The sequence below is a fragment of the Geodermatophilus sp. SYSU D00742 genome (assembly GCF_054049935.1).
The window spans coordinates 52,594-75,667 of record NZ_JBJGYJ010000013.1 but is presented as its reverse complement, the minus strand read 5'-3'; the positions used below and the strand labels follow the sequence as shown (position 1 = coordinate 75,667).

Sequence of the window (23,074 nt, the reverse complement as noted above, 5' to 3'; positions counted from 1 at the left end):
GCCGCGTGGGGGGAGGGCATCCGTCACTGCCCGATGCGCTCCTCGGCGGCCAGCGCGGCGCCGACGATGCCGGCGTCGTTGAGCAGCTCCGCCGGGACGACGGGGGTGCGCGTGGACAGCAGCGGCACCCACTTGTGCGCCTTCTTGCTCACCCCGCCGCCCACGATGATGAGGTCGGGCCAGACGCTGGCCTCCAGGACGTCGAGGTAGCGGTCCACCCGGCGGGCCCAGTCCGGGTAGCTGAGGTCCTCCCGCTCACGCGCCGCCGCCGACGCCCGCCGCTCGCCGTCCTCGCCGTCGACCTGGATGTGGCCGAACTCCGTGTTGGGCACCAGGACGCCGTCGCTGAACAGGGCGCTGCCGATGCCCGTGCCGAACGTGAGCATCAGCACCACGCCCCTGCGGTCGCGGCCGGCGCCGTACCGCATCTCGGCCAGGCCGGCGGCGTCGGCGTCGTTGAGGGTCTGCACGCCGTCCGGGACCCGCTCGGCCAGCCCGGCGGCGAGGTCGGTGCCCAACCAGCTCTTGTCGACGTTGGCCGCGGTGTGCGCGACCCCGTGCTTGAGGACGCCGGGGAAGGTCACCCCGACGCGGCCCTCCCAGCCGAAGTGGTCCACGATCTGCCCCACCACGTCGTAGACCGGCTCGGGCAGGGAGGGCTGCGGCGTCCCGATGCGCAGCCGCTCACCCTGGAGCTCGCCCTTGTCCAGGTCGACCAAGCAACCCTTGATCCCGCTACCGCCGATGTCCACCCCGAAGCCCAGCACGCGGTCAGGGTAGTGACCGGCGCCGCGGCAGGCAGGTCGCCTCCGGCAGGATCGGGGTCGTGACCGCCGCGCCCGATGCCGCCGCCCTGCTCGACCTCGCCGTCGCGACCGCCCGGGAGGCCGCGGACCTGGTGTCCCGGGGACGCGCCTCGGCCGCCGGGCAGGTGGACGTGAAGTCCAGCCCGGTCGACATGGTCACCGCCGTGGACAAGGCCTGCGAGGAGCTCGTGGTCACCCGGCTGCTGGCCGCGCGGCCGGAGGACGGGCTGCTCGGCGAGGAGGGCGCCGCGCGGACGGGGACCAGCGGCGTGCGGTGGGTGGTCGACCCGATCGACGGGACGACCAACTTCGTCTACGGGTTGCCGGCCTACGCGGTGTCGATCGCGGCGGAGGTCGACGGGCGGGCGCAGGCCGGGGCGGTGCTCAACGTCGCGACCGGCGAGCTGTACTCGGCGACGGCCGGCGGGGGCGCCCACCTGACGGTGCCGGGCGGCGCGCCGGTCCGGCTGGACGGCAGCCGGCCGGCGTCCCTCGAGCAGACGCTCGTCGCGACCGGGTTCGGCTACCGCGAGGAGCAGCGTCGCGCGCAGGGCGCGGTGGTGGCCGAGCTCCTGCCGCACGTGCGCGACATCCGCCGGCACGGTTCGGCCGCCCTCGACCTGTGCACGGTGGCCGCCGGCCGGGTCGACGCCTACTACGAGCTGCACCTCAACCGGTGGGACTACGCCGCCGGCGCCCTCGTCGCCGCCGAGGCCGGGGTCGTGGTCACCGGGCTGCCGGGCCGCCCGTTCGCCGAGCCCCTGGGCATCGCCGTGGCGCCGACCGTCGCCGACGACTTCGTCGCCCTGCTGGCCCGGCTGCACCCCTCCTGAGCCCGTCTGCCGCACCGCGCGCCGGGCGATCCGGGTGCGGCCCTCCGCAGGGTCCCGCGGCGGGCTCGCGACCCGTGGGGTGGGGGTCCGCTCAGCAGGCGGCCGCGGCGCTGGAGGCGGTGCTGAGCGCGGCCGCCACCTGCTCGGGGCCGGCCAGACTGTCGGGGAAGACGAACTCCGGGCCGATGACGAGGTCGACCTGCGCGGTGGCGCGGGTGTCGAGGTGGTCGCCGGCCCCCGGCAGGAAGAGCCCGACGTAGGCGGCCGCGTCGTTGCCCCGGGGGCCGTGCCGGATCTCCCCGACACCGGTCACCTCGCGGTCGGTGGGGTCGTTGGCGACCTCCTCGACGACGAAGCCCCGCCCCTGCAGCTCCGCGGCGACGGTCTGTGCCAGCCCCGCAGTGTCGGTCGCGTTGAACACGCGCAGGGTCAGCGTCGTGGGGTCCAGTGACGGGGGAGCGGCCGACGCCGTCGTGCACGCCGCGGCCTGGGCGGCGTCGCGGTCCTGCTCGTCCTGGAGGACGTTCCACCACACGGCCAGCGCGCCCAGTGCCAGCACCAGCAGGAAGATCAGCGGCGGGATCGGTCGCCGGCCGCTGCGGGGACGCACCGCGGGACGGTCGGTCGGCGGCGCGCTCACGGGGTCTCCTCGCTGGCGCTCGTCGGCCGCGCTCACGGGCTCTCCTCGCTGGCGCTCGTCGGCCGCGGTCGCGGCGCGGCTGTGGTGCCGCGTGAGCTCGCCAGCTCGCTCACGTGTCCCCCTCGGTGCCCGGTGGTCGGCGGGAGTCTAGGGCCGGGTCGGGGTGCTAGATCGCACCGTCGTCGAGTGCGGCGCGTCCCCGCTCCACGCAGGGCCCGATGCGCTCGGCGTAACCGGAGGTGTCCTTGCCCGCCATCGCCCCCGCCCTCGACCGGGCGACGATGCCCGCGACGATCGCGGCGAACTTGAAGTAGGCGAAGCCGACGTACCAGTTGAGGTCGGCGAGGTCCAGGCCGGTGCGGGACGCGTAGCGCTCGGCGACCTCCACGCGGGTGGGGAAGCCCGGCAGCGCCGTCACGCTGCTCTGGCCGGCGACGCTCTCCTCGCCGGCCTGCGGCCAGTAGACGAACAGCATGCCGAGGTCGGCCAGCGGGTCGCCGAGGGTCGACATCTCCCAGTCGAGCACCGCCCGGATGCCGCCGGGACGGTCGGGGTCGAGCAGGCAGTTGTCCAGCCGGAAGTCGCCGTGGACGACGCCGTCCCGCTGCGTCGCGGGCACCGTCTCCGCCAGCCGGGCGGCGAGGGCGTCGAGGTCCGGGCGCTCCTGGTCGCGGGTGGCCTCCCACTGCTTGGTCCACCGGCGCACCTGCCGGGCCAGGAACCCCTCGGGCCGGCCGAAGTCGCCGAGGCCGACGGTCGTGTAGTCGACCGAGTGCAGGTCGGCCAGCACGTCGACCAGGCCCTCGCCGATCTGCCGGCGCTGCGCGGGTCCGTCGGCGTAGCCCGGCGGGATCTCGTCGACGACGTGCAGCCCCACCACGCGCTCCATGACGTAGAACGGGGCGCCGAGGACCTCGGGGTCGGTGCACAGGTGCAGCGTCCGCGGGACGGGGACCGGTGTGGGACCCAGCGCGGTGATGACCCGGTGCTCGCGCGCCATGTCGTGGGCGGTGGCGAGCACGGCGCCGGTCGGCGGGCGCCGCAGGATCACCGACTCGCCGTCCGAGCCGCCGTCCGGGGTGACCACGTAGGTGAGGTTCGACATGCCGGCGGCGATGAGGTCGATGCGCACCGATCGCCAGCGCTCGTCGCCGAGGACGGAGGCCAGGTAGGGCCCGACGACGGCCGGGTCAGCACCCACGGGAGTCGACACGGGCGCAGGGTAACCTCTGGCGCTCCGCGGCCGTCCCGACCGATCCGGCGCCGATGTGTCCGTCCCGTCGTGAGCCGGGCACAAACGGAGACCGCGCGACGTTGGGGGGTCCGCCGGCGGACCACCGCCCCGCCGTCCGGCGGTGGCGCGGACCGCAGCACCCGGCCGGTGCCCGAGCAACGGGCACCGGCCTGCAGGCCACCGGTCGCCCCCGGCGACCGGCCAGGACGGCGGCGCCCCGGTGCCGCTGTCAGACGATGCGGGCCCCGATGCCCGCGAGAACCCCGGAGGAGGGGCACACCCCATGGCCACCGACTACGACGCCCCGCGCCGCAACGAGGCCGACGAGCTCGGCGAGGACTCGCTCGAGGAGCTCAAGGCGCGGCGAGCCGAGGCGCAGTCCTCGTCGGTCGACGTCGACGAGACCGACTTCAACGAGAACCTCGAGCTCCCCGGCGCGGACCTGTCCAACGAGGAGCTGACCGTCCGCGTGCTGCCGAAGCAGGAGGACGAGTTCACCTGCTCCCGCTGCTTCCTCGTGCAGCACCGCAGCCGCCTGGCCGCCACCAAGGGCGACCAGCTGTACTGCCGCGACTGCGCAGCCTGAGAGAGAAGGACCCCGGGGAGGACCCCGTCCTCCCCACCGCCCGCACGCCCGCGGCGGGACCCGGGACGGGGCCGCCGGACCCTCCGCAGGCTGGGGGTGGGCCGGGAGCCGCCGTCCTCCCTCCCCGTCCCACCCCCGGGACGGGGCCGGGGAGGGCGCTCGACGGAGGAGAGGACCGATGACCGAGGACCAGGAGCGCACCGGCGCGGTGCGGGACGTCCCGCCGCCGCGTCCCGTCACCGGCGGCAGCCGCGCCGCGACGCCGGCCGAGGAGAGCCCCCTCGGCCGCGCCGGCCGGGTCCTGGCCGACGCGGTCTCCGGGCTGCTCGGCGGCGGTGAGGGCGGCGCGCCGACCGGGGAGGGACGGCGGAAGGCCGCCTCGACCCTGCGTGACGTCGTCACCGCCCTCGCGGCCACCGCGGGCAACCGGGCCGGGCGTGCGGACGCCGCGCCGTCGGCGGACCAGGGGGGCGAGCGGACCCCCGGTGCGCTCCTCGGCGACCTGCTCACCGCCGCCGTGCCGCGGCTGCCCATCCGGGATGCGCGCCGGCTGCGCGAGGTGTACCCCGGAGCGACCGACGAGGAGATCGCCGACGCGCTGGTCGCGCGGGCCGGCCGGCTCACCGCCGCCATCGGCGCGGCGACCGGCGGCATCTCCGCGGCCTCCTGGGTGGCGCCGCCGTCCCTGCTCGCGCTGCCGCTGGGGCTGGGCGCCGAGACGGTGCTCACCGCCGCGGTGGAGGTCGTGCTCGTGGGTGAGCTGCACGAGCTGTACGGCCGGCCGGCGACCGGGGACGCCCGGGCCCGCGCGCTCGCGTACCTGTCCAGCTGGTCCGGGCAGCGGGCCGTCGACGACACGGTGAAGCCGGGGATCGGCGGCCTGCTCGGGAGCGCGGGCCTGCAGACGCTGCGCCGCCGGATGACCCGCCGGCTGGCGCGCAGCATCCCCGCGGCGGCGCCGTTCCTCGTCGGCGCGGCGCTGGGGGGCCGGGGCAACCTCAAGGCCACCGAGAACCTGGCCCGCCGGGTACGGGCCGACCTGCGGCGGCCCCGCCCCTGACGCGGGTCCGGGTCCCGCGCGGCCGGGGTCGCGACGCGGGCTCGCGAGCGGTGGGGGGCGAGGGCGGCCTCATAGGATCGCCGACGTGCCCGACCCCGCCGTGCCCGACCCCGCCGTCCCACAGGTCGAGGTGCCGGTGCGGCTGACCTCGCCGGAGGACGCCGTCCCCGCCTACGCCCTGCCCGGTGACGCCGGCGCGGACCTCGCCATCGCCGAGGACCTCGAGCTGGCCCCCTTCCAGCGCGCGCTGGTGGGCACGGGGGTGGCCGTGGCCATCCCCGAGGGCTACGCCGGCTTCGTGCACCCCCGGTCGGGGCTGGCGCACCGGCTGGGGCTGAGCCTGGTCAACGCGCCGGGGACGATCGACGCGGGCTACCGCGGCGAGATCAAGGTCAACCTGGTCAACCTGGACCCCACCAGCCCGCTCACGCTCCGCCGCGGCGACCGCGTCGCGCAGCTGGTCGTGCAGCCGGTCGTGCGGGCCCGCTTCGTCCCGGTGCAGCAGCTGCCGGAGAGCGCCCGCGGCGCCGGGGGGCACGGCTCCACCGGCGGCCACGGGAGTGCACAGTCGAAGGGACTCAGCTGACATGCCGTTCGGACGGCGACGCAACCGGATCGACCGCAGCCTGCGTGAGCGTGGGGTGCCCCCCGAGCCGCAGCACCGGCCACGGGAGGTCGAGGAGACCACCGGCCCCTGGGACGAGGCCGACGCGCCCCAGGACGGCGTGGCCCGCATCGACCTGGGCTCGCTGCGGCTGCCCGCGGCGCCCGGGATGGAGCTGCGGGTCGACGTCAACGCCCAGCAGAAGGTGGTCGGCGCGACCCTGCGCGCGGGGGAGTCGATGCTGCAGGTGTCGGCGTTCGCGGCGCCGCGGGCCGGTGGCATCTGGGACGACGTCCGGGCCGACCTCGCCCGCAGCGCGTCCGGCCAGGGCGCGTCCCTCCGGGAGGTCGAGGGCCCCTTCGGTCCCGAGCTGGCCGGCACGGTGCTGGCGGCCCAGCCCGCGCCACCGGGTCAGCCGGCCCCCAGGCCGGTGCGCCGGGCGGCCCGGTTCCTCGGCGTGGACGGCCCGCGCTGGTTCCTCCGCGGGATGCTCAGCGGGCCCGCGGCCGAGAGCCCTGAGGCGGCCGCCCAGCTGGAGGAGGCGTTCCGCCAGATCGTCGTCGTCCGTGGGAACGAGCCGATGCCGGTGCGCGAGCAGCTCCCGCTGACCCTGCCCCCGCAGGCGGCGGCGCAGGTCGCCGCCCAGCAGGCGGCCCGGCGCCAGGCGGGCGGCACCGCACCCGGCGCGACGCCGCCCCCGCGCGGCGCGGCCCCGCCGGCTCCCGGCGCGTGACCGCCACCCGGGTCGCCTACGGGCCGCACCCCGACCAGTTCGTCGAGCTGACCCTCCCGGCCGGCAGGGCCCCCGCGCCGGTCGTCGTCGTGCTGCACGGCGGCTTCTGGCGGGCGGCCTACGGCATCGAGCTGGCCCGGCCGCTGGCCGCCGACCTCGCCGTCGCCGGCTTCGCCGCGGTCGCCGTGGAGTACCGCCGGGTGGGCGCCGGCGGCGGGTGGCCGGCCACCCTCGAGGACGTCGCGGCCGCCGTCGACGCGCTGCCCGAGCTCCCGGGTGCCGACCGGCTCGACCTCGGCGACGTCGCCGTCGTCGGCCACTCCGCCGGCGGGCACCTCGCGGCCTGGGTGGCCGGGCGGGAGCGGCTGCCCGAGGGGGCGCCGGGAGCCCGGCCGCGGGTTCGGGTGGCGGCCGCGGTGCTGCAGGCCGGGGTCCTCGACCTCGGGCTGGCCGCCGCCGAGCGGATGGGCGACGGCGCGGTGCAGGGCCTGCTCGGCGCGGAGCCGGAGGAGGCCCCCGACCGGTACGCCGTCGCCGACCCGGTGCGGTTGGTGCCGGCCGGCGTCGACCTGCTGTGCGTGCACGGCACCGCCGACGAGTCGGTGCCGGCGGCGCAGAGCGCCCGTTACGCGGCCGCCGCGGAGGTCGCCGGCGTGCCGGTGGAGGTGCGGTGGGTCGACGGCGACCACATGGTGCTCATCGACCCCGACGGCGCGCCGTGGGCGCTGGTCCGCGAGTGGCTCCGGGACCGCGTCACCGGCGTCCACGACGGATCTACCCTGGCACCATGACCGGGCTCGCGGGGTCCTGCAGGGGCTCGGCGCGGCCCGGCACCGGTGCCACGAGCGCCAGCGAGGAGGAGCGGTGACCGAGACCCGTTCGGGCGGTTGGCTGGCGCGCACCCTGCAGCGCCTGACCGCCGACGACCAGACCATCGACGCGGAGCGGCTGCGCGAGGGTGCCGTGAGCGCCGGCTGTGAGGCGGTCAGCGCCTGCCGGAAGGGGGCGGTGGTCACCGTCACCGGCCGGCTGAAGTCGGTGGTCTACACCCCGCGGGAGACCGTCCCCACGCTCGAGGCGGAGCTGTTCGACGGCTCCGGGTCGGTCACCCTCGTCTGGCTCGGCCGGCGGCGGATCCCGGGCATCGAGCCCGGGCGCACGCTGAGCGCCCACGGCCGGTTCGCCTCGTTCGACGGCCGGCAGGTCATCTACAACCCCCGGTACGAGCTGAGCGCCGGGTGACGGCTGCGCCCGAGGGGGAGGGCCGGCCCGCACCGGGTGAGCCCGGCGGGCAGCCGGGGGAGGGCGTGCCGGCCGACTCCGGCACCGTGACCTTCGACCGGCACCTGGTGCTGGACCAGCTCGGCGGCTGGCGCGGCATGGTCGACGCCTCGCTGCCCACGATCGCCTTCATCGTGGGCAACTCGCTGGGGGAGCTGCGCGCCGGCATCGGGGCGGCGATCGCCGCCGCCGTGCTCGTCTTCGCGCTGCGGCTGGTGCGCCGCGAGAGCGTCCAGCAGGCCGTCAGCGGGCTGTTCGGGGTCGCCATCGCGGTCGGCATCGCCGCCGCCAGCGGCCAGGCGCGCGACTTCTTCGTCCCCGGCCTGATCCGCAACGTCGCCCTCGGGGTGGTGCTGGTGGGCTCGATCGCCGTGCGGTGGCCGCTGGTCGGCGTCCTCGCGGAGTTCCTGGCGCCCAGCCACCTGGGGACGATGGCCTCGCACTCCCTACCGGGCCTGCGGCAGCGGCTCGGCCGGGTCAACGCCTCCCTGCACCACCGCCCGCCGCCCGACCCGCGGACCGGCGGCCGGCCGGCCGACCCCGTGCCCGAGCAGCACTGGCGGGACGACCCGCGGATGGTGCGCGCCTACTCCTGGCTGACGCTGCTGTGGGGGGCGACGTTCCTGGCCCGCGCCGTCGTCCAGTACGTGCTGTACCGCGCCGACGAGGTGGAGCTGCTCGGCACCGCGTCGCTCGTGCTGGGCCTGCCGGTCACCGCCGTGGAGGTCGTCGTGACCCTGTGGGTCGTGTCGCGCCTGCACCGGCACCGCGCGGAGCCGGCCGACCCGCAGGCCGGGCCGGCGAGCGGTCCCGAGCAGCCGGAGCGGCCGGCCGCCTAACCGGCGTGGGCGGGGGAGAGCACCTGCTGCAGCTGGTCCTCCACGTCGGCGTGGGTGACGAACAGCAGCTCGTCGCCGGCCTCCAGCGGCTCGTCGGGGCTCGGGGTGATGACCCGGTCGCCGCGCAGCATCGCGGTCAGCACCGTCTCGCGGGGCAGCGGCACCTCCCGCAGCGGGCGGCCCACCCACGGGGTGTCCTCGGCGAGGGTGATCTCCACCAGGTTGGCCGCACCCTTGCGGAAGCTCATCAGGCGGACGACGTCGCCGACGGTGACCGCCTCCTCGACCAGCGCTGCGAGCACGCGCGGGGTGGAGACGGCGACGTCGACGCCCCAGGCCTCGGTGTAGAGCCACTCGTTGCGGGGGTCCTTGACCCGGGCCACGACGCGGTTGACCGCGAACTCGGTCTTGGCCAGCAGCGAGACGACGAGGTTGGCCTTGTCGTCGCCGGTGGCGGCCACCACCACGTCGCAGGTGGCCAGCTGCGCCTCCTCGAGGGAGGAGACCTCGCACGCGTCGGCCTGGACCCACTCCGCGCCCGGCACCGACCGGGTGCGGACCTTGCGGCCGTCCTTCTCGATCAGCATCACGGCGTGGCCGTTGTTGAGCAGCTCGCCGGCGATGGAGCGGCCGACGGCACCGGCACCCACGATGGCCACCCGCATCAGGACTCCCCTCCCTGGGGGCCGCGTTCCACGACCTCGTGCACCCGCGTCGTGATGGCGTCGGTCGCGGCCACGACGAGCTGGTCGCCGTCCTGCAGGACCGTCGCGGTCGTCGGCAGCTGGGCCTCCCCGAACCGGACCAGCCAGGCCGCGCGGGCGCCGGACTGGGCCTCGAGCTCGGACAGCTTCCGGCCCACCCAGCCCTCGGTCACCGTGACCCGGATGAGCACCACCTGGCCGGTGGGCTCCCGCCACAGCTCGCTGACCTTCACCGACAGCAGTTCCCGCAGCAGCCGGTTCACCGTCCACGGGACGGTGGCGACGCTGGGGATGCCCATCCGCTCGTAGATCTCCGCGCGCTTGGAGTCGTAGATCCGCGCGACGACGTGCTGGACGCCGAAGGTCTCGCGGGCGACCCGGGCGCTGATGATGTTGGAGTTGTCGCCGCTGCTCACCGCGGCGAACGCCCCGGCGGAGTCGATGCCGGCGTCCAGGAGGGTCTGCCGGTCGAAGCCCAGGCCGGTCACCTGGCGGCCGGCGAAGTCCGGTCCCAGCCGGCGGAAGGCCTCCGGGTCCTGGTCGATGACGGCCACGCTGTGGCCGATCTCCTCGAGCCGGCGGGCGATCGCCGACCCGACGCGGCCGCAGCCCATCACGACCACGTGCACTGCTGCACTCTCCGCTCGACGCTCCGGGCGCCGGCGCCGACCGCCCGCGCTGCCCGGGCGCGAAGCTACACCCGGGGACGACGGGCGGCGCCGGCCGAGCGCTGCAACTCACCCTCCTGACGGGGGCACGGGGGGTCGCGGCGTCCGTACCATCGCCGCCGTGCCATCCCTGTCCGACCTCGGACAACTCCCGAAACGGCTGGTCCTGGGCCGGCCGGTGCGCAGCGACCGCGCCGGTGAGTCCCTGCTGCCCAAGCGTCTGGCGCTGCCGATCTTCGCCAGCGACCCGCTCTCCTCCGTGGCCTACGCCACCCAGGAGATCCTCATCGTGCTGACGCTGGCCGGCACCGCCTTCCTGTTCCTGGCGCCCTGGCTGGCGATCGGCGTCGTGCTGCTCCTGGTCACGGTGGTGCTCTCCTACCGCCAGGTGGTGCGGGCCTACCCCTCCGGCGGCGGCGACTACGAGGTCGCGTTCAAGAACCACGGCCAGTTCGCCGGGCTCACCGTGGCCAGTGCGCTGCTCGTGGACTACGTGCTCACCGTCGCGGTGTCGGTCGCGGCGGGCACGGACAACATCATCTCCGCGTTCCCGGAGCTCGACGAGCACCGCGTGCTGATCGCCGTGGGCCTGGTGACGCTGCTGGCCGCGGCCAACCTCCGCGGACTGCGGGAGTCCGGCCGCACCTTCGCCGTCCCGACCTACCTGTTCATCACCGGGATCCTGGTGATGATCGCGACCGGGCTCGTCCGGGACCTGTTCACCGACTCCCCGGTGGTCGCCGAGACGGCCGGGTTCACGGTGACGCCCGAGCCCGGCTACGAACAGCTCGGCGGGCTGGCGCTGCTGTTCTTCGCCCTGCGCGCCTTCGCGTCCGGCTGCACCGCCCTGACCGGCGTCGAGGCGATCGCGAACGGGGTCCCCGCGTTCAAGCCGCCGAAGAGCAGGAACGCCGCCACGACGCTGGCCCTGATGGGGGGCATCGCCGCGACCATGTTCGCGGGGGTGACCGCGCTGGCCCTCGCGGCGGACGTCAAGTACGTCGAGCACCCCTGCGACCTCGAGGGGTTCGCCGACTGCGAGACCGAGCCGCAGCGCACGGTCATCGCGCAGCTGGCCGCGGCGACCTTCGGCGGGGACACCTCGATCGGGTTCTTCTACATCCAGGCGGCCACCGCGCTGGTCCTCATCCTGGCCGCCAACACCGCCTTCAACGGCTTCCCGCTGCTGGGCTCGGTGCTCGCGCAGGACCGGTTCATGCCCCGCCAGCTGCACACCCGCGGCGACAAGCTGGTCTACAGCAACGGCATCCTGCTGCTGGCGGGCTTCGCGGCGTTGCTGATCGTCGCCTTCGACGCCGACGTCAACCGGCTCATCCAGATGTACATCGTCGGCGTCTTCACCAGCTTCTCGATCGGCCAGTGGGGGATGGTCCGGCACTGGAACCGCGAGCTGCGCACGACGGAGGACGCCGACGCCCGGCGGCGGATCCGCCGCTCGCAGGCGATCAACGCCGTCGGCGGCTCCCTGACCAGCGTCGTCCTGGTGATCATCGTCGTCACCAAGTTCACCCACGGCGCGTGGCTGGTCCTGCTGGTGATGCCGGTGCTCTTCCTGCTGATGAAGGCGATCAACCGGCACTACTCGCACGTCGCGCAACAGCTGGTCCCCGACACCGACTCCCGCACGCTGCCCAGCAAGGTGCACGCGATCGTGCTGGTCTCCAAGGTGCACAAGCCGACGCTGCGGGCGCTGGCCTTCGCCCGGGCGACCCGGCCCGACCAGCTCACCGCCCTGACGGTGAACGTCGACGACGCCGAGACGCGGGCGTTGCAGGCGCAGTGGGAGCGCTACGACGTCCCCGTGCCGCTCACCGTGCTGGAGTCGCCGTACCGCGAGATCACCCGGCCGGTGCTCGACTTCGTCAAGAGCATCCGCCGGGACAGCCCGCGCGAGCTCGTGGTGGTCTTCGTGCCGCAGTACGTCGTGGGGCACTGGTGGGAGAACCTGCTGCACAACCAGAGCGCGCTGCGGCTGCGCGCCCGGCTGCAGTTCATGCCCGGCGTCATGATCACCACCGTGCCGTGGCAGCTGGAGAGCTCGGTCGGGCGGGACGACGACAACGGGGCCGGCGGTCCCGCGCCCGGCGACCTGCGCCGCGGGCTGGCCACCGAGGAGCCGGAGGCGACGCCGTATGGCTGAGCGGGTGTCGACGACGAGGCCGGCCGGAGGTCGGTGTGGGTGAGAAGCGGCGGCGCCCGGTGCGTGGCGCCCGGCCGGAGCGTGCCGACCGCGGCGGTGGCTGGACCGGCACGGAGTTCGAGGTCACCGTCGGCCCGGTGGCCCACGGCGGGCACTGCGTGGCCCGGCACGAGGGGCGGGTCGTCTTCGTGCGGCACACGCTGCCCGGCGAGCGGGTCGTCGTCCGGGTCACCGAGGACCGCCATCCCGGCTTCTGCCGCGCCGACGCGGTGCAGGTGCTGACGCCCTCGCCCGAGCGCGTCGAGCGGCCCTGCCCCTACAGCGGCCCGGGGAAGTGCGGGGGCTGCGACTGGCAGCACGTGACGCCCAGCGAGCAGCACCGGCTCAAGGCGGCGGTGGTCCGCGAGCAGCTCGCGCGGCTGGCCGGCCTGGACGTCGACGTGGTGGTGGAGGAGCTCCCCGGCGGCCCGCTGCGCTGGCGGTCGCGGGCGCGCTTCGCCGTCGACCGCTCGGGCACCCCCGGCCTGCGCAGGCACCGGTCGCACGACGTGGTGCCGCTGGACGACTGCCCGATCACCGCCGAGCCCGCGGCCCGGGCGGTCCTGGGCCGGCGCTGGCCGGGCGCCGGCGCGGTGGACGTCGCCGTGGACGGCACCGGCACGGTGACCACCACCCGGCTGGACCGGCAGGGCCGGCCGGAGACGACGCGCGTGCTGCGCCCGGGGGAGGAGGTCCCCGCCGAGCCGGCCGGGCGTGCCGCGCGCAGCGCCGCCGGGCGCGACTGGGAGGTCGAGGGCACCGGCTTCTGGCAGGTGCACCCCGCGGCCGCCGACGCCCTGGTGGCCGCCGTCGAGGCGTTCGCCGCCGTCGGGCCCGGGGAGACGGTGCTGGATCTCTACGCCGGGGCGGGGCTCTTCGGCGGGGCGCTGGCCCCTGCCGTCGGCACGGGCGGCCGGGTGGTGTGCGTCGAGGCCGACCCGGCGGCGTGCGCCGCCGCCGAGGCCAACCTCGCCCACCTGCCGCAGGCCGAGGTGTGGCAGGGCGAGGTCGACGCCGAGGGCCTCGCCGAACTGCTCGAGGAGCTCGGGACCCCGCCGGACGTCGTCGTGCTGGACCCGCCGCGGGCGGGCGCCGGCCCCGCGGTGAGCCGGGTGCTGGCCGGCGCCGGCCCGCGTGCGGTCGTCTACGTCGCCTGCGACCCGGCGTCGCTGGCCCGTGACGTCGCCGTCCTCGGGACGGCGGGCTACCGGCTGGCGGCCGTCCGCGGGTTCGACGCGTTCCCCATGACCGCGCACGTGGAGTGCGTGGCGCTGCTCGTCCCGGCCTGAGCCGGGGCCGCCGTCAGAGCGCGCAGCCGCCGCCGGAGGCGATCGGGCCGGCCGTCACGGGCCGGCCCGGGCCGGCGTCGACGACCACCGTGTGCACGCCGGTGAGGCGGCCCATGCAGGAGTCGGCGGACGGCGGGCTGCCGTCCCGGCCGTCGACCCACACGTCCAGCCAGGTCGAGGCCGACGACGGGTAGCCGGTGTGGCAGGCGCCGTCCTGCGGCGCGGCGCCGTCACCGCAGGTGTCCTCGACGATGAGGTAGCGGCTCAGCGCCGGCACGTAGAAGCGGGTGCCCGCGGCCCAGTCGAGGGTGTGCCGGCCACCGGCCCTGGAGTGCCCGACCGCGACGGTGATCGGGTCGTCGTAGGTGCCCGTGCCGCCGGCCTGCCGGTGGACGACCGGGTGGGAGATGCTCGGACTGCCCGCCGGGGTGTTGTCGAAGTACGAGTAGCCGGTCACGTAGGCCCGGATCTCGCGTTCCCCGGCGCCCGGTGCCGCGGGCGCCGGGGCCGCCGCCGGGGTGGGGGCAGGGGCAGGCGCCGGAACGGGACGCGGGGCCGGCGCCGGGGTGGACCGGGTCCCCGAGGGCGCGGGAGCCGGCGTGGTCGCCGTCGGGGACGACGCGACGCGCGGCGACGAGGTGGTCGGGGCGTCGGCGGTGGCCGGGGCGCCGACCGCGGTCGGGGCGGTCGGGGTCGGCGCGGCGGTCGTGGACGGCGGAGCCGGGGTGGTCGACGGCGCGGAGGTGGGTGGGCCCGCGGCGGCCGACCGGGACGCGGACGCCCGCGAGGCGTGACCGATGCCGCGGTCACCGGGAGGGCCGGCGGTCTCGACGGCGCTGACCTCCCGCGCCGCGGCGTCCGTCGGGCGGTCGAGGACGAGGGCGCCGCTGCCCGCGACGATGCCCACGACCGCCAGGCCCCCGATGACCGTGGCGGCGCGCGAGCGTCGGGGGCGGGGCGGCCCGGACGGCGTCCGGCGGATGGCGGGCATGCGTGGAGAGGTCCCCTCGGCGGGTCGGTGGACGGCGGGGTACGGGTCGAGCCGACCCGGTCGCTGGACTGCCGACACGCAGTGGAGTCGGTCCAACGCTGTGCGTCACGTTAGCTCGAACGGGTGGGTGACGGAAGGGTCCGGTCCCCGATCGCCCCACTCGTCCCACCAGGCGGTCCGGGCACGGACCGGGGTCGGCTACCGTTGCTCCCCGTGACCACCTGGGAGTACGCCTCGGTCATCACGGCCAACGACGCGGAGTCCCAGCGGGCGGGGGTGAGCGTGAAGCTCCCCGGCGGCTCGCTGGAGCGGCAGAGCGGGGACACCAGTTCGGTGCTCAACCGGCTGGGCAGCGAGGGCTGGGAGCTGGTCAGCTACCACTCCAGCGGCGCCGGCACGTGGGGCTTCGAGCAGTTCTGGCTCAAGCGGCCGACCTCGGCCTAGGGGTCCGTCCGCCGACCCGCGCGCGCCGGTCGAACAACTGTTCGACCGCAGGGCAGAATGGTGCGGTGGACGCGACGCTGCCGCCGGGCTGGCCGGACGCCGTGCGCCCGCCCGGGGCGCCGGACTGGGAGCAGAGCGCCGTCGCGTGGCTGTTCGACCTCGTCCCACCGGACTACCGGGCCCACGAGGTGCTGCGCCGCTACCCGGTGCTGCTCGCCCGCTTCGCCGCCGACCACGTGCGCGCGGGGCTGGAGGCCGCCCGCGCGGGCTGGCGCACGGTCCGCGTCGACCTGGCCGACGAGTTGCCCGCCGACGCGATGACCGCCGCGATGACCGCCTACGAGCGCGAGGGTGCCCGGCTGGCGGCCGCCGCGCGCGGCGTCGAGGTGGTCGGTGGCGCCCTGCGCGGCGAGCGCTGGGTGCCCCGGCTGTGAGCGCTCCCCGACGTCGCCGGGTGCGGCGCTGTGACCCTGCATCCACCCCCCCGCTCTCGACCGGAAGACCCGGGCGGACGCGGCTACAGTTGATCGGCGGCCGCTGCCGAGCCGTGCACCTGCCGCCGTCAGAGAGGACACCTCCTCCTCGTGTCGCTCCTGCGATCGCTCCGCACCCCCGCCGACCTGAAGGCGCTGCCCGCCGATCAGCTCCCGGCCCTGGCTGCCGAGATCCGCGACGCCCTCGTCACCAGCGTGGCCCGCACGGGCGGTCACCTGGGTCCCAACCTGGGGGCCGTCGAGCTCACCATCGCCGTGCACCGGGTCTTCGACTCCCCGTACGAGCCGGTGGTCTTCGACACCGGGCACCAGAGCTACGTGCACAAGATGCTCACCGGTCGGGTGGAGGGCTTCGAGCGGCTGCGCCAGCGGGGCGGTCTGTCCGGGTACCCGAGCCGCGCGGAGAGCGAGCACGACTGGGTCGAGAACAGCCACGCCTCCACCTCGCTGTCCTACGCCGACGGGCTGGCCAAGGCCTTCGCCGTCCGCGGGGAGAAGCGGCCGGTCGTCGCCGTCATCGGGGACGGCGCGCTCACCGGCGGCATGGCCTGGGAGGCGCTGAACAACATCGCGGCCGCCCAGGACCGGCCGGTCGTCATCGTGGTCAACGACAACGGCCGCTCCTACTCGCCCACCATCGGGGGTGTCGCCGACGCGCTGGCCACCCTGCGACTGCGGCCGGGGTACGAGCAGGCGCTGCTGCAGGTCCGTCAGACACTGCACCGGGCCCCGGTCCTCGGCTCGGCCCTCTACGACGCGCTGCACGCGATCAAGAAGGGCCTCAAGGACGTCCTCTCCCCGCAGGGCATGTTCGAGGACCTCGGCCTGAAGTACATCGGCCCGGTCGACGGCCACGACACCGAGGTCATGGAGTCCGCGCTGCGCCGCGCCCGCTCCTTCGGGGGGCCGGTGATCGTGCACGCGGTCACCACCAAGGGCTTCGGCTACCCGCCGGCCGAGACCGACCAGATCGACGCCTGGCACGCCACGGGGGTGTTCGATCCGGACAGCGGCGCCAGCGCCGCCGCGGCCCGCGACTGGACCGCGGCGTTCTCCGACGAGCTGGTGCGCATCGGGACCGAGCGGTCCGACGTCGTGGCGATCACCGCGGCGATGCTGCACCCGACCGGCCTGGCCGCGTTCGCCGAGCGCTTCCCGGACCGGACCTTCGACGTCGGGATCGCCGAGCAGCACGCGCTCACCTCGGCCGCCGGCCTGGCGATGGGCGGCCTGCACCCGGTCGTCGCCGTCTACTCGACGTTCCTCAACCGGGCCTTCGACCAGCTGCTCATGGACGTCGCGCTGCACCGCCAGCCGGTGACCGTCGTCCTGGACCGGGCCGGGGTCACCGGCACCGACGGCGCCTCGCACAACGGCATGTGGGACATGTCGATCCTCTCCGTCGTGCCCGGCCTGCGGCTGGCCGCGCCCCGCGACGAACCGACCCTGCGGGAGGCGCTGCGCGAGGCGGTCGCGGTGACCGACGGGCCGACCGTCGTCCGGTTCCCCAAGGGCGCGCCGCCGGTCGACCTGCCGGCACTGGAGCGGCACGGGCCGGTCGACGTCCTGCGCCGCGGGGCCCGGCCGGAGGTGCTGCTGGTCGCCGTCGGCTCCATGGTGCCGACGTGCCTGGCCGCGGCCGAGCGCGCTGCCGACCACGGCATCGACGTCACCGTCGTCGACCCCCGCTGGGTGCTGCCGGTCGCCCCGCAGCTCGTGGAGCTGGCCGCCGGGCACCGGCTGGTCGTCACCGTCGAGGACGGCGGCCGGGCCGGTGGCGTCGGGACGACGCTGACCCAGGCGCTGCAGGACCGCGGCTGCGACGTGCCGGTGCGCACCCTCGGCCTGCCGCAGGAGTTCCTGGAGCACGGCAGCCGCGGCCAGGTGCTGGCCGATGCCGGCCTCACCGAGCAGGACGTCGCCCGCCGGATCGCCGAGTGGACCGCGGTGGTGGCCGAGCGCGCCGACGGCGGCGTGACGGAGGTCGTCGAGGAGACGCCGTGAGGGTCGTCGCCGGGATGCGGTGACCACCGGCAGCCGGCTCCGCTGACCCTGCGCCCGTCGCGCCCGCGACACGTGCGTGGGGCGGGGCGCGCCGCACGGTGACCGACACGCGCCGGAGGTGGCGGGAGGCCCGACGGCGGCGGGCGGGGACGTGGCAGCGGGTCATCGTGCCGTCACACTGGTCGCAGCGCCCGTACGACGTGAGAAGCGTTGACGATGGACTCGCTGGCCTATCTCTTCGGCGCCCTCGGCGCCGTCCTGATCCTCGTCGCCGTGGTCGGCGGCGACTTCGAGTTCCTGGGCTGGCGCGTCCCCCGGGTCGGTCGCGTCGCCCGAGGCGTCGCCTCCCTCCTCGGCGGGCTCTCCCTGCTGACGTCGCTCGTGCTGTTCGTCATGGAACAGGAGGCGGCGCGGCAGCACCCGCCGTCGGCGCGCCCGTCGTCGCCCGAGCCGAGCCCGACCGTCCCGACCACGGAGACGCCGACCACGACGGTGCCCGCGACGACGGCGCCGACACTGCCGCCGACGACGGTGCCCACCACGACCGTCCCCCCGGCGCCCGCGCCGATCCAGAGCACCCCCGCTGTCCAGTACGCGGTGGGGTACGTGGGTGCCGGGGGGTACACCAGCGCCTACCTCTTCCGCGAGCCGAGCACCACGTCGACCGTGATCGGCACGCTGCCGCAGGGCACCCTGGTCTACATCCTGTGCACCGTGCGCGGCGAGCCCGTCCCGGACACCTCGGCGGCCTACAGCAGCGACCTGTGGAACTACACCAGTCACGGCGGCTACGTCGCCGACATCGCGGTCTACACGGGCACCGACGACGCGACCATGCCGGCCTGCTGAGCGGGTGCACCGCGGTGGTCCGACAGGGGACCACCGCGGTGCCGTCCGTCAGCCGGGGAGGGAGGCCACCCCGCGCGGCAGGAACCGCTTCCCGGTGACCGCCTCGGAGACGCCGGCGCGGTCGAGGTACGCGGAGATGCCGCCCAGCCAGAACGGCCACCCCGCGCCGAGGAGCATGCACAGGTCGATGTCCTGCACCGCCTGGACGACGCCCTCGTCGAGCATCAGCCGGACCTCCTGGGCCAGCGCCCGCACCGCCCGCTCGCGCACCTGGTCCTCGGTCAGCGGGGCCGGGTGGGTGGGCGAGCCGTAGCCGACGGCGGCGAGGTCCGGGTCGACGACGCCCGGCTCGCGGTACACCGACGACGTGCCCAGCTCGACCATCCTGCGCAGCCCCTCGCCGACGGCGAACCGGTCGGGGAAGGCCTCGTGCATCCGCTCGGCCACGTGCAGGGCCACCGGCGGGCCGACGAGCGTGAGCAGCTCGAACGGCGTCATCGGCAGGCCCAGCGGGTCCAGCGCGCGGTCGGCCACGGCCACCGGCGTCCCCTGCTCCACGGCCGCGGTGACCTCGCCGAGGAAGCGGGTCAGCAGCCGGTTGACCACGAACGCCGGGGCGTCGGCGACGAGGACGCAGGACTTCCCCAGCGCCTTCCCGACGGCGAAGGCGGTGGCCAGCGTGGCGTCGTCGGTCCGCTCGGCGCGCACCACCTCCAGCAGCGGCAGGACCGCCACCGGGTTGAAGAAGTGCAGGCCCACGACGCGCTCCGGGTGCTCGAGCTCCGAGGCCATCTCGGTGACCGAGAGCGCCGAGGTGTTGGTCGCCAGGACGCACGTCTCGGACACCACCGCCTCGATCTCGGCGAACACCTGCCGCTTGACCGACAGCTCCTCGAACACCGCCTCGATGACGAGGTCGGCGTCGGCGAACGCCTCCTTCGACAGCGAGCCGGTCACCAGGCCCCGGAGCCGGTTGAGCGCGTCGGGCGTCAGCCGGCCGCGGGCGGCCAGCTCCTCCAGCTCTCCGTGCACGTAGCCCACGCCCCTGTCGACACGGGCCTGGTCGACGTCGGTGAGGACGACGGGCACCTCCAGCCGCCGCACGAGCAGCAGGGCGAGCTGGGAGGCCATCAGCCCGGCGCCCACGACGCCGACCGTGGTGACCCTCCGGGCCAGGCTCCTGTCCGGGGCGCCGGCCGGCCGCTTGGCCCGCCGGTTGACCAGGTCGAACGAGTAGAGGCCGGCCCGCAGCTCGTCGCTCATGAGCAGGTCGGTCAGGGCGTCGTCCTCGGCAGCCGTGCCCGCGGTGAACGCGTCGCCGTCCACGCCGCTGCGGGCCAGGTCGAGCAGCTCCACGGTCCGCAGCGCGCCGGGGGAGGCGTCGCGGGTCCGGGCGGCGACGGTCCTGCGGGCCCGGGCGATCGCGTCGTCCCACGCGGAGCGGTCCACCTCGGGGCGGGACACGGTCACGTCGCCGCGCAGGACGCCGGCGGCCCACTCGAGCGACCGCTCCAGGAAGTCGGCCGGCTCGAACAGGGCGTCGGCGATGCCGAGCGCCGCGGCCTCCGGACCAGGCGTCATCGTGTTCTGGGCCAGGGCGTTCTCGACGACCACCGTGACTGCCGCGTCGATGCCGATCAGGTTCGGCAGCAGCTGCGTGCCACCCCAGCCGGGGACCAGCCCGAGGAACGCCTCGGGGAAGGCGACCACCGACGTCGTCGCGATGGTCCGGTGGTGGCAGTGCAGGGCCAGCTCCAGGCCACCGCCGAGCGCCGCGCCGTTGACGAAGGCGAACGTCGGGATGGGCGAGTCCTTCAGCCGGCGGAACACCCGGTGGCCGGTCACGGCGATGCCCCGCGCGGTGGCCGCGTCGGGGATCGAGGGGACGCCGGACAGGTCGGCACCGACGGCGAACACGAACGGCTTGCCGGTGACCGCGATGGCGACGGGGGCGGGGGTGTGCGCGGCGATCCCGTCGAGCGCCGCGTCCAGCGACGCCAGCCCGCGGGGGCCGAAGGTCGACGGGCGGGTGTGGTCGTGCCCGTTGTCGAGGGTGACCAGGGCGAGCTCGCCGGCCAGGCCGGGCACCCGCAGGTAGCGGACCCGGGCGTGCGTGACGACCTCGTCGGCGGAGACGGTGGCGGTGCTCACTTCTCGAAGCCCTCCCAGTTCGGGTTCTCCCAGATCACGGTGCCGCCCATGCCCAGGCCGATGCACATGGCGGTGAGGCCGTAGCGGACGTCGGGCCGCTCGGCGAACTGGCGCGACAGCTGGGTCATCAGCCGGACGCCGGAGGAGGCCAGCGGGTGGCCGACGGCGATCGCGCCGCCCCACGGGTTGACCCGCTCGTCGTCGTCGGCGATCCCGAAGTGGTCGAGGAACGCCAGCACCTGGACGGCGAAGGCCTCGTTGAGCTCGAACAGGCCGATGTCCTCGATCGCCAGGCCGGTGCGGGCCAGCGCCTTCTCCGTGGAGGGCACCGGGCCCACGCCCATCACCTCGGGCTCGACGCCGGCGAAGCCGTAGACGACCAGCCGCATGCCGATGGTCAGCCCGAGCTCCCGGGCGACGTCCTCGGCGGCGAGCAGGCAGCCGGTGGCGCCGTCGTTGAGGCCCGCCGCGTTGCCGGCGGTCACGGAGCCGTGCGGGCGGAACGGCGTCCTCAGCGACGCCAGCCCGTCGAGGGTGGTGTCCGGCCGCGGCGGCTCGTCGACCGTCGCCAGGCCCCAGCCGTGCTCCGCCGAGCGCGTGGCGACCGGCACCAGCTCCGGGCCGATCCGGCCGTCGGTCACCGCCTTCGCGTACCTCTGCTGGCTGGCCAGGGCGAACGCGTCGGCGCGCGCCTTGGTCAGGTGCGGGAACCGGTCGTGCAGGTTCTCCGCCGTGGCGCCCATGACCAGCGCCGAGCCGTCGACGATCCGCTCGCTGGCGAACCGCGGGTTCGGGTCGGCGCCCTCACCCATCGGGTGGCGGCCCATGTGCTCGACGCCGCCGGCGATGGCGACGTCGTAGGCGCCGAAGGCGATCCCGGAGGCGGTCGTCGTGACGGCGGTCATCGCGCCGGCGCACATCCGGTCGACGGCGTAGCCGGGCACCGAGCTCGGCAGCCCGGCCAGCAGGGCGGCGGTGCGGCCGATGGTCAGGCCCTGGTCGCCGACCTGGGTGGTGGCGGCGATGGCGACCTCGTCGACGCGGTCGGCCGGCAGCGACGGGTTGCGCCGCAGCAGCTCGCGGATGCAGCGCACGACCAGGTCGTCGGCGCGCGTCTCGGCGTAGATGCCCTTCGGGCCGGCCTTGCCGAAGGGGGTGCGCACGCCGTCGACGAAGACGACCTCGCGCAGCGAGCGGGACATGGGACCTCCGCAGCAGTTCGGAACCGGCCCGGCGGGGCACGGCCCCGTGAAGTTACCCGTCGGTAACCGGAGGTCCAAGCCGACGCGACCCCGAGGGGGAGCTCCGGCGGTCAGCTGCCGAGGTCGGCACCCCGGCCGAGCAGCCGGACCCGCCCGAGGCTGACCCCACCGGCGGTGACGGCCTCGACGGTCGCCGTCCCCCGGGGGAACGGCGCGACGACGACACCGTCGGTGGCAGGGTGCTCGACCAGGAAGGAGCCGCGCGAGCTGTGCGCGCGGACCGTCGTCACCACCCGCGGGGCGACCACCACGAGGCTCGGCCGTGCCGCCGCGGTCCAGCCGTCCAGCACGGCGCACGAGGCCGCGAGGACGCGCCGGTCCACCGGTACCCCCGCGGGCTCGACGGCGAGGGCGCAGGGGTTCGCCGCCGTGAGCCCGCTCGCCTCGGGCAGCCGCCACTCGACGGCCACCACGACCGCTCCGCTGGGCACGGTCACGGTCACCACCACGCCCAGGCCGGTCGTGCGGTCGGGCCCGGGCACGTCCCCGACCCACGGCAGGGCCACGTCGACCTCCGTCCGCGGCAGACCGACCCGGGCCAGCACCTCCGCCACGACCTCCCGGGCCAGCCGCTCGCCCGCCGCCGACGGCGCCGCGCGCCAGTGCTCGACGGCCGGCGGGGCCGGCGCGGGCGCCGCCGCGTGCTCGGCCAGGTCGGGCCGGGTGGACGCGACGAGAGCGCCCTCCCGGAGCACCCGGTAGGCGACGGCGGACGCCGACGGCAGGCCGGTCGGCGGCAGTGCGACGACGGCCACGCCCTCGGGCGCCGGCACCGTCCGGTACGTGCGCCCGACGCTGCCGTCGGCGGCGATCTCCGGGTGGGCCGACACCGCCACGACGTCGCCGGGGGCGGTGACCACCACCAGGGCGCCGGTGCGGGGGTCCAGCAGCGCCGACGGGCGCCCGGGTGCGGCCCGCTGGGGCACCGTGTGCAGCGTCATCTGCCCCGGCGGCGCGCCGGGCGGCCCGGCGAACCACGCCACGGCCAGGTCCCGGCGCCCGTCCTCGGCGCCGGGCGGGGGCTTCCCGGGTACCAGCGCGTGCGCCCCGGCGACGAGCGCCCAGCGCCCACCGGGGACGTCCCCGGCGAAGACCACCCGACGGGAGGCCAGCGGGGCATCGGGGATGCCCGGCCCGACGGCCGACTCGGGGGCCGTCCACGGCAGCCGGCGGACCCCGTCGAGGAACGCGGTGTCGGCGGCCAGGGAGCCGCGTGGCGGCGGGGCCAGGACGTCCGCGGGCGGTGGGGTCGGGCCACCGGGTGCGGGGGCCGGTCCCTGGTGCGGCAGGAGGAGCGCCGCGGCCAAGGCCGCGCCGACCACCACCACGACGAGCCGGCCGAGAGCCGGGCGGCTCCCACCGCGCAGTTCGCCGGAGGTGCTCATCGTGCCGCTCCCCGCCC

At 76.0% G+C, this 23,074-nt stretch carries 24 protein-coding genes; 15 read left to right on the top strand and 9 right to left on the bottom strand.

Annotation, left to right across the window (positions count from 1 at the left end; genetic code table 11):
• Positions 1-23: 23 nt before the first annotated feature.
• The gene (gene ppgK, locus ACI78V_RS11310) at positions 24-767 is read right to left on the bottom strand and encodes a polyphosphate--glucose phosphotransferase (protein WP_456850995.1); all 744 of its coding nucleotides are present in this window, start codon (positions 765-767) and stop codon (positions 24-26) included.
• Between the two features lie 59 nt (positions 768-826).
• Between ppgK and ACI78V_RS11305 the strand changes: the two genes are divergently transcribed.
• A complete protein-coding gene (locus ACI78V_RS11305) occupies positions 827-1,639 on the top strand; it encodes an inositol monophosphatase family protein (protein WP_456850994.1) in 813 nt (270 codons plus the stop codon).
• A gap of 91 nt (positions 1,640-1,730) precedes the next feature.
• On the opposite strand, the gene ACI78V_RS11300 is transcribed toward ACI78V_RS11305, so the two are convergent.
• Positions 1,731-2,279 (bottom strand): LytR C-terminal domain-containing protein, encoded by a 549-nt coding sequence (locus tag ACI78V_RS11300; RefSeq protein WP_456850993.1) that lies wholly within the window; start codon positions 2,277-2,279, stop codon positions 1,731-1,733.
• 166 nt (positions 2,280-2,445) lie between these two features.
• Positions 2,446-3,492, bottom strand: coding sequence for a phosphotransferase family protein (locus tag ACI78V_RS11295; RefSeq protein WP_456850992.1), 1,047 nt, complete (start codon positions 3,490-3,492; stop codon positions 2,446-2,448).
• A gap of 304 nt (positions 3,493-3,796) precedes the next feature.
• On the opposite strand from ACI78V_RS11295, the gene ACI78V_RS11290 reads away from it, so the two are divergent.
• The 7 genes from ACI78V_RS11290 (at position 3,797) to ACI78V_RS11260 (ending at position 8,616) form a co-directional block, all read left to right on the top strand.
• A complete protein-coding gene (locus tag ACI78V_RS11290; RefSeq protein ID WP_089306675.1) occupies positions 3,797-4,099 on the top strand; it encodes a DUF4193 domain-containing protein in 303 nt (100 codons plus the stop codon).
• A gap of 178 nt (positions 4,100-4,277) precedes the next feature.
• Complete coding sequence (locus ACI78V_RS11285; protein ID WP_456850991.1) at positions 4,278-5,159, top strand: hypothetical protein; 882 nt, start codon at positions 4,278-4,280, stop codon at positions 5,157-5,159.
• 85 nt (positions 5,160-5,244) lie between these two features.
• The gene (dut, locus tag ACI78V_RS11280; protein WP_456850990.1) at positions 5,245-5,745 is read left to right on the top strand and encodes a dUTP diphosphatase; all 501 of its coding nucleotides are present in this window, start codon (positions 5,245-5,247) and stop codon (positions 5,743-5,745) included.
• Between the two features lies 1 nt (position 5,746).
• Positions 5,747-6,496 carry a DUF3710 domain-containing protein gene (locus ACI78V_RS11275; RefSeq protein ID WP_456850989.1) on the top strand — a complete coding sequence of 250 codons (750 nt, stop codon included), beginning with the start codon at positions 5,747-5,749 and terminating at the stop codon, positions 6,494-6,496.
• Complete coding sequence (locus tag ACI78V_RS11270; RefSeq protein WP_456850988.1) at positions 6,493-7,287, top strand: alpha/beta hydrolase family protein; 795 nt, start codon at positions 6,493-6,495, stop codon at positions 7,285-7,287. The genes ACI78V_RS11275 and ACI78V_RS11270 overlap by 4 nt, the downstream gene beginning before the upstream one ends.
• Positions 7,288-7,360: 73 nt before the next feature.
• Positions 7,361-7,738, top strand: a complete 378-nt coding sequence (locus ACI78V_RS11265; protein WP_456850987.1) for an OB-fold nucleic acid binding domain-containing protein — start codon at positions 7,361-7,363, stop codon at positions 7,736-7,738.
• Positions 7,735-8,616 carry a DUF3159 domain-containing protein gene (locus ACI78V_RS11260; protein WP_456850986.1) on the top strand — a complete coding sequence of 294 codons (882 nt, stop codon included), beginning with the start codon at positions 7,735-7,737 and terminating at the stop codon, positions 8,614-8,616. Before ACI78V_RS11265 ends, ACI78V_RS11260 begins: the two co-directional genes overlap by 4 nt.
• Here the strand turns inward: ACI78V_RS11260 and ACI78V_RS11255 are convergent.
• Complete coding sequence (locus ACI78V_RS11255; protein ID WP_456850985.1) at positions 8,613-9,281, bottom strand: potassium channel family protein; 669 nt, start codon at positions 9,279-9,281, stop codon at positions 8,613-8,615. The two genes, ACI78V_RS11260 and ACI78V_RS11255, sit on opposite strands and share 4 nt — an antisense overlap.
• The gene (locus tag ACI78V_RS11250; RefSeq protein WP_456850984.1) at positions 9,281-9,949 is read right to left on the bottom strand and encodes a potassium channel family protein; all 669 of its coding nucleotides are present in this window, start codon (positions 9,947-9,949) and stop codon (positions 9,281-9,283) included. The genes ACI78V_RS11255 and ACI78V_RS11250 overlap by 1 nt, the downstream gene beginning before the upstream one ends.
• Before the next feature lie 160 nt (positions 9,950-10,109).
• On the opposite strand from ACI78V_RS11250, the gene ACI78V_RS11245 reads away from it, so the two are divergent.
• Both ACI78V_RS11245 and ACI78V_RS11240 read left to right on the top strand, forming a co-directional pair.
• Positions 10,110-12,149 carry an APC family permease gene (locus ACI78V_RS11245; RefSeq protein WP_456850983.1) on the top strand — a complete coding sequence of 680 codons (2,040 nt, stop codon included), beginning with the start codon at positions 10,110-10,112 and terminating at the stop codon, positions 12,147-12,149.
• A gap of 35 nt (positions 12,150-12,184) precedes the next feature.
• Positions 12,185-13,477 (top strand): class I SAM-dependent RNA methyltransferase, encoded by a 1,293-nt coding sequence (locus ACI78V_RS11240; RefSeq protein WP_456850982.1) that lies wholly within the window; start codon positions 12,185-12,187, stop codon positions 13,475-13,477.
• Between the two features lie 13 nt (positions 13,478-13,490).
• On the opposite strand, the gene ACI78V_RS11235 is transcribed toward ACI78V_RS11240, so the two are convergent.
• A complete protein-coding gene (locus ACI78V_RS11235) occupies positions 13,491-13,934 on the bottom strand; it encodes a hypothetical protein (RefSeq protein WP_456850981.1) in 444 nt (147 codons plus the stop codon).
• 142 nt (positions 13,935-14,076) lie between these two features.
• On the opposite strand from ACI78V_RS11235, the gene ACI78V_RS11230 reads away from it, so the two are divergent.
• The 5 genes from ACI78V_RS11230 (at position 14,077) to ACI78V_RS11210 (ending at position 18,259) form a co-directional block, all read left to right on the top strand.
• Positions 14,077-14,271, top strand: coding sequence for a hypothetical protein (locus ACI78V_RS11230; protein ID WP_456850980.1), 195 nt, complete (start codon positions 14,077-14,079; stop codon positions 14,269-14,271).
• A 410-nt stretch (positions 14,272-14,681) separates the two neighbouring features.
• Entirely contained in the window at positions 14,682-14,912 is a 231-nt protein-coding gene (locus ACI78V_RS11225; RefSeq protein ID WP_456850979.1) for a DUF4177 domain-containing protein, read from the top strand.
• 65 nt (positions 14,913-14,977) lie between these two features.
• Positions 14,978-15,346, top strand: coding sequence for a hypothetical protein (locus ACI78V_RS11220; RefSeq protein WP_456850978.1), 369 nt, complete (start codon positions 14,978-14,980; stop codon positions 15,344-15,346).
• A 150-nt stretch (positions 15,347-15,496) separates the two neighbouring features.
• Positions 15,497-17,410, top strand: a complete 1,914-nt coding sequence (dxs, locus tag ACI78V_RS11215; RefSeq protein ID WP_456850977.1) for a 1-deoxy-D-xylulose-5-phosphate synthase — start codon at positions 15,497-15,499, stop codon at positions 17,408-17,410.
• A gap of 216 nt (positions 17,411-17,626) precedes the next feature.
• The gene (locus ACI78V_RS11210; RefSeq protein ID WP_456850976.1) at positions 17,627-18,259 is read left to right on the top strand and encodes a hypothetical protein; all 633 of its coding nucleotides are present in this window, start codon (positions 17,627-17,629) and stop codon (positions 18,257-18,259) included.
• A gap of 48 nt (positions 18,260-18,307) precedes the next feature.
• On the opposite strand, the gene ACI78V_RS11205 is transcribed toward ACI78V_RS11210, so the two are convergent.
• From ACI78V_RS11205 to ACI78V_RS11195, 3 genes are all read right to left on the bottom strand, one after another.
• Positions 18,308-20,410, bottom strand: a complete 2,103-nt coding sequence (locus ACI78V_RS11205) for a 3-hydroxyacyl-CoA dehydrogenase NAD-binding domain-containing protein (RefSeq protein ID WP_456850975.1) — start codon at positions 20,408-20,410, stop codon at positions 18,308-18,310.
• Entirely contained in the window at positions 20,407-21,612 is a 1,206-nt protein-coding gene (locus tag ACI78V_RS11200; protein WP_456850974.1) for a thiolase family protein, read from the bottom strand. Before ACI78V_RS11200 ends, ACI78V_RS11205 begins: the two co-directional genes overlap by 4 nt.
• A 110-nt stretch (positions 21,613-21,722) precedes the next feature.
• Entirely contained in the window at positions 21,723-23,057 is a 1,335-nt protein-coding gene (locus ACI78V_RS11195) for a hypothetical protein (RefSeq protein ID WP_456850973.1), read from the bottom strand.
• Between the last annotated feature and the right edge of the window lie 17 nt (positions 23,058-23,074).

Bases quoted from the DNA above. Each gene is read 5' to 3' on its own strand.
- ACI78V_RS11290 (WP_089306675.1), top strand. From the start codon at position 3,797: ATGGCCACCGACTACGACGCCCCGCGCCGCAACGAGGCCGACGAGCTC.
- ACI78V_RS11285 (WP_456850991.1), top strand. From the start codon at position 4,278: ATGACCGAGGACCAGGAGCGCACCGGCGCGGTGCGGGACGTCCCGCCG.
- ACI78V_RS11275 (WP_456850989.1), top strand. From the start codon at position 5,747: ATGCCGTTCGGACGGCGACGCAACCGGATCGACCGCAGCCTGCGTGAG.
- ACI78V_RS11255 (WP_456850985.1), bottom strand. From the start codon at position 9,281: ATGCGGGTGGCCATCGTGGGTGCCGGTGCCGTCGGCCGCTCCATCGCC.
- ACI78V_RS11210 (WP_456850976.1), top strand. From the start codon at position 17,627: ATGGACTCGCTGGCCTATCTCTTCGGCGCCCTCGGCGCCGTCCTGATC.
- ACI78V_RS11200 (WP_456850974.1), bottom strand. From the start codon at position 21,612: ATGTCCCGCTCGCTGCGCGAGGTCGTCTTCGTCGACGGCGTGCGCACC.
- ACI78V_RS11195 (WP_456850973.1), bottom strand. From the start codon at position 23,057: ATGAGCACCTCCGGCGAACTGCGCGGTGGGAGCCGCCCGGCTCTCGGC.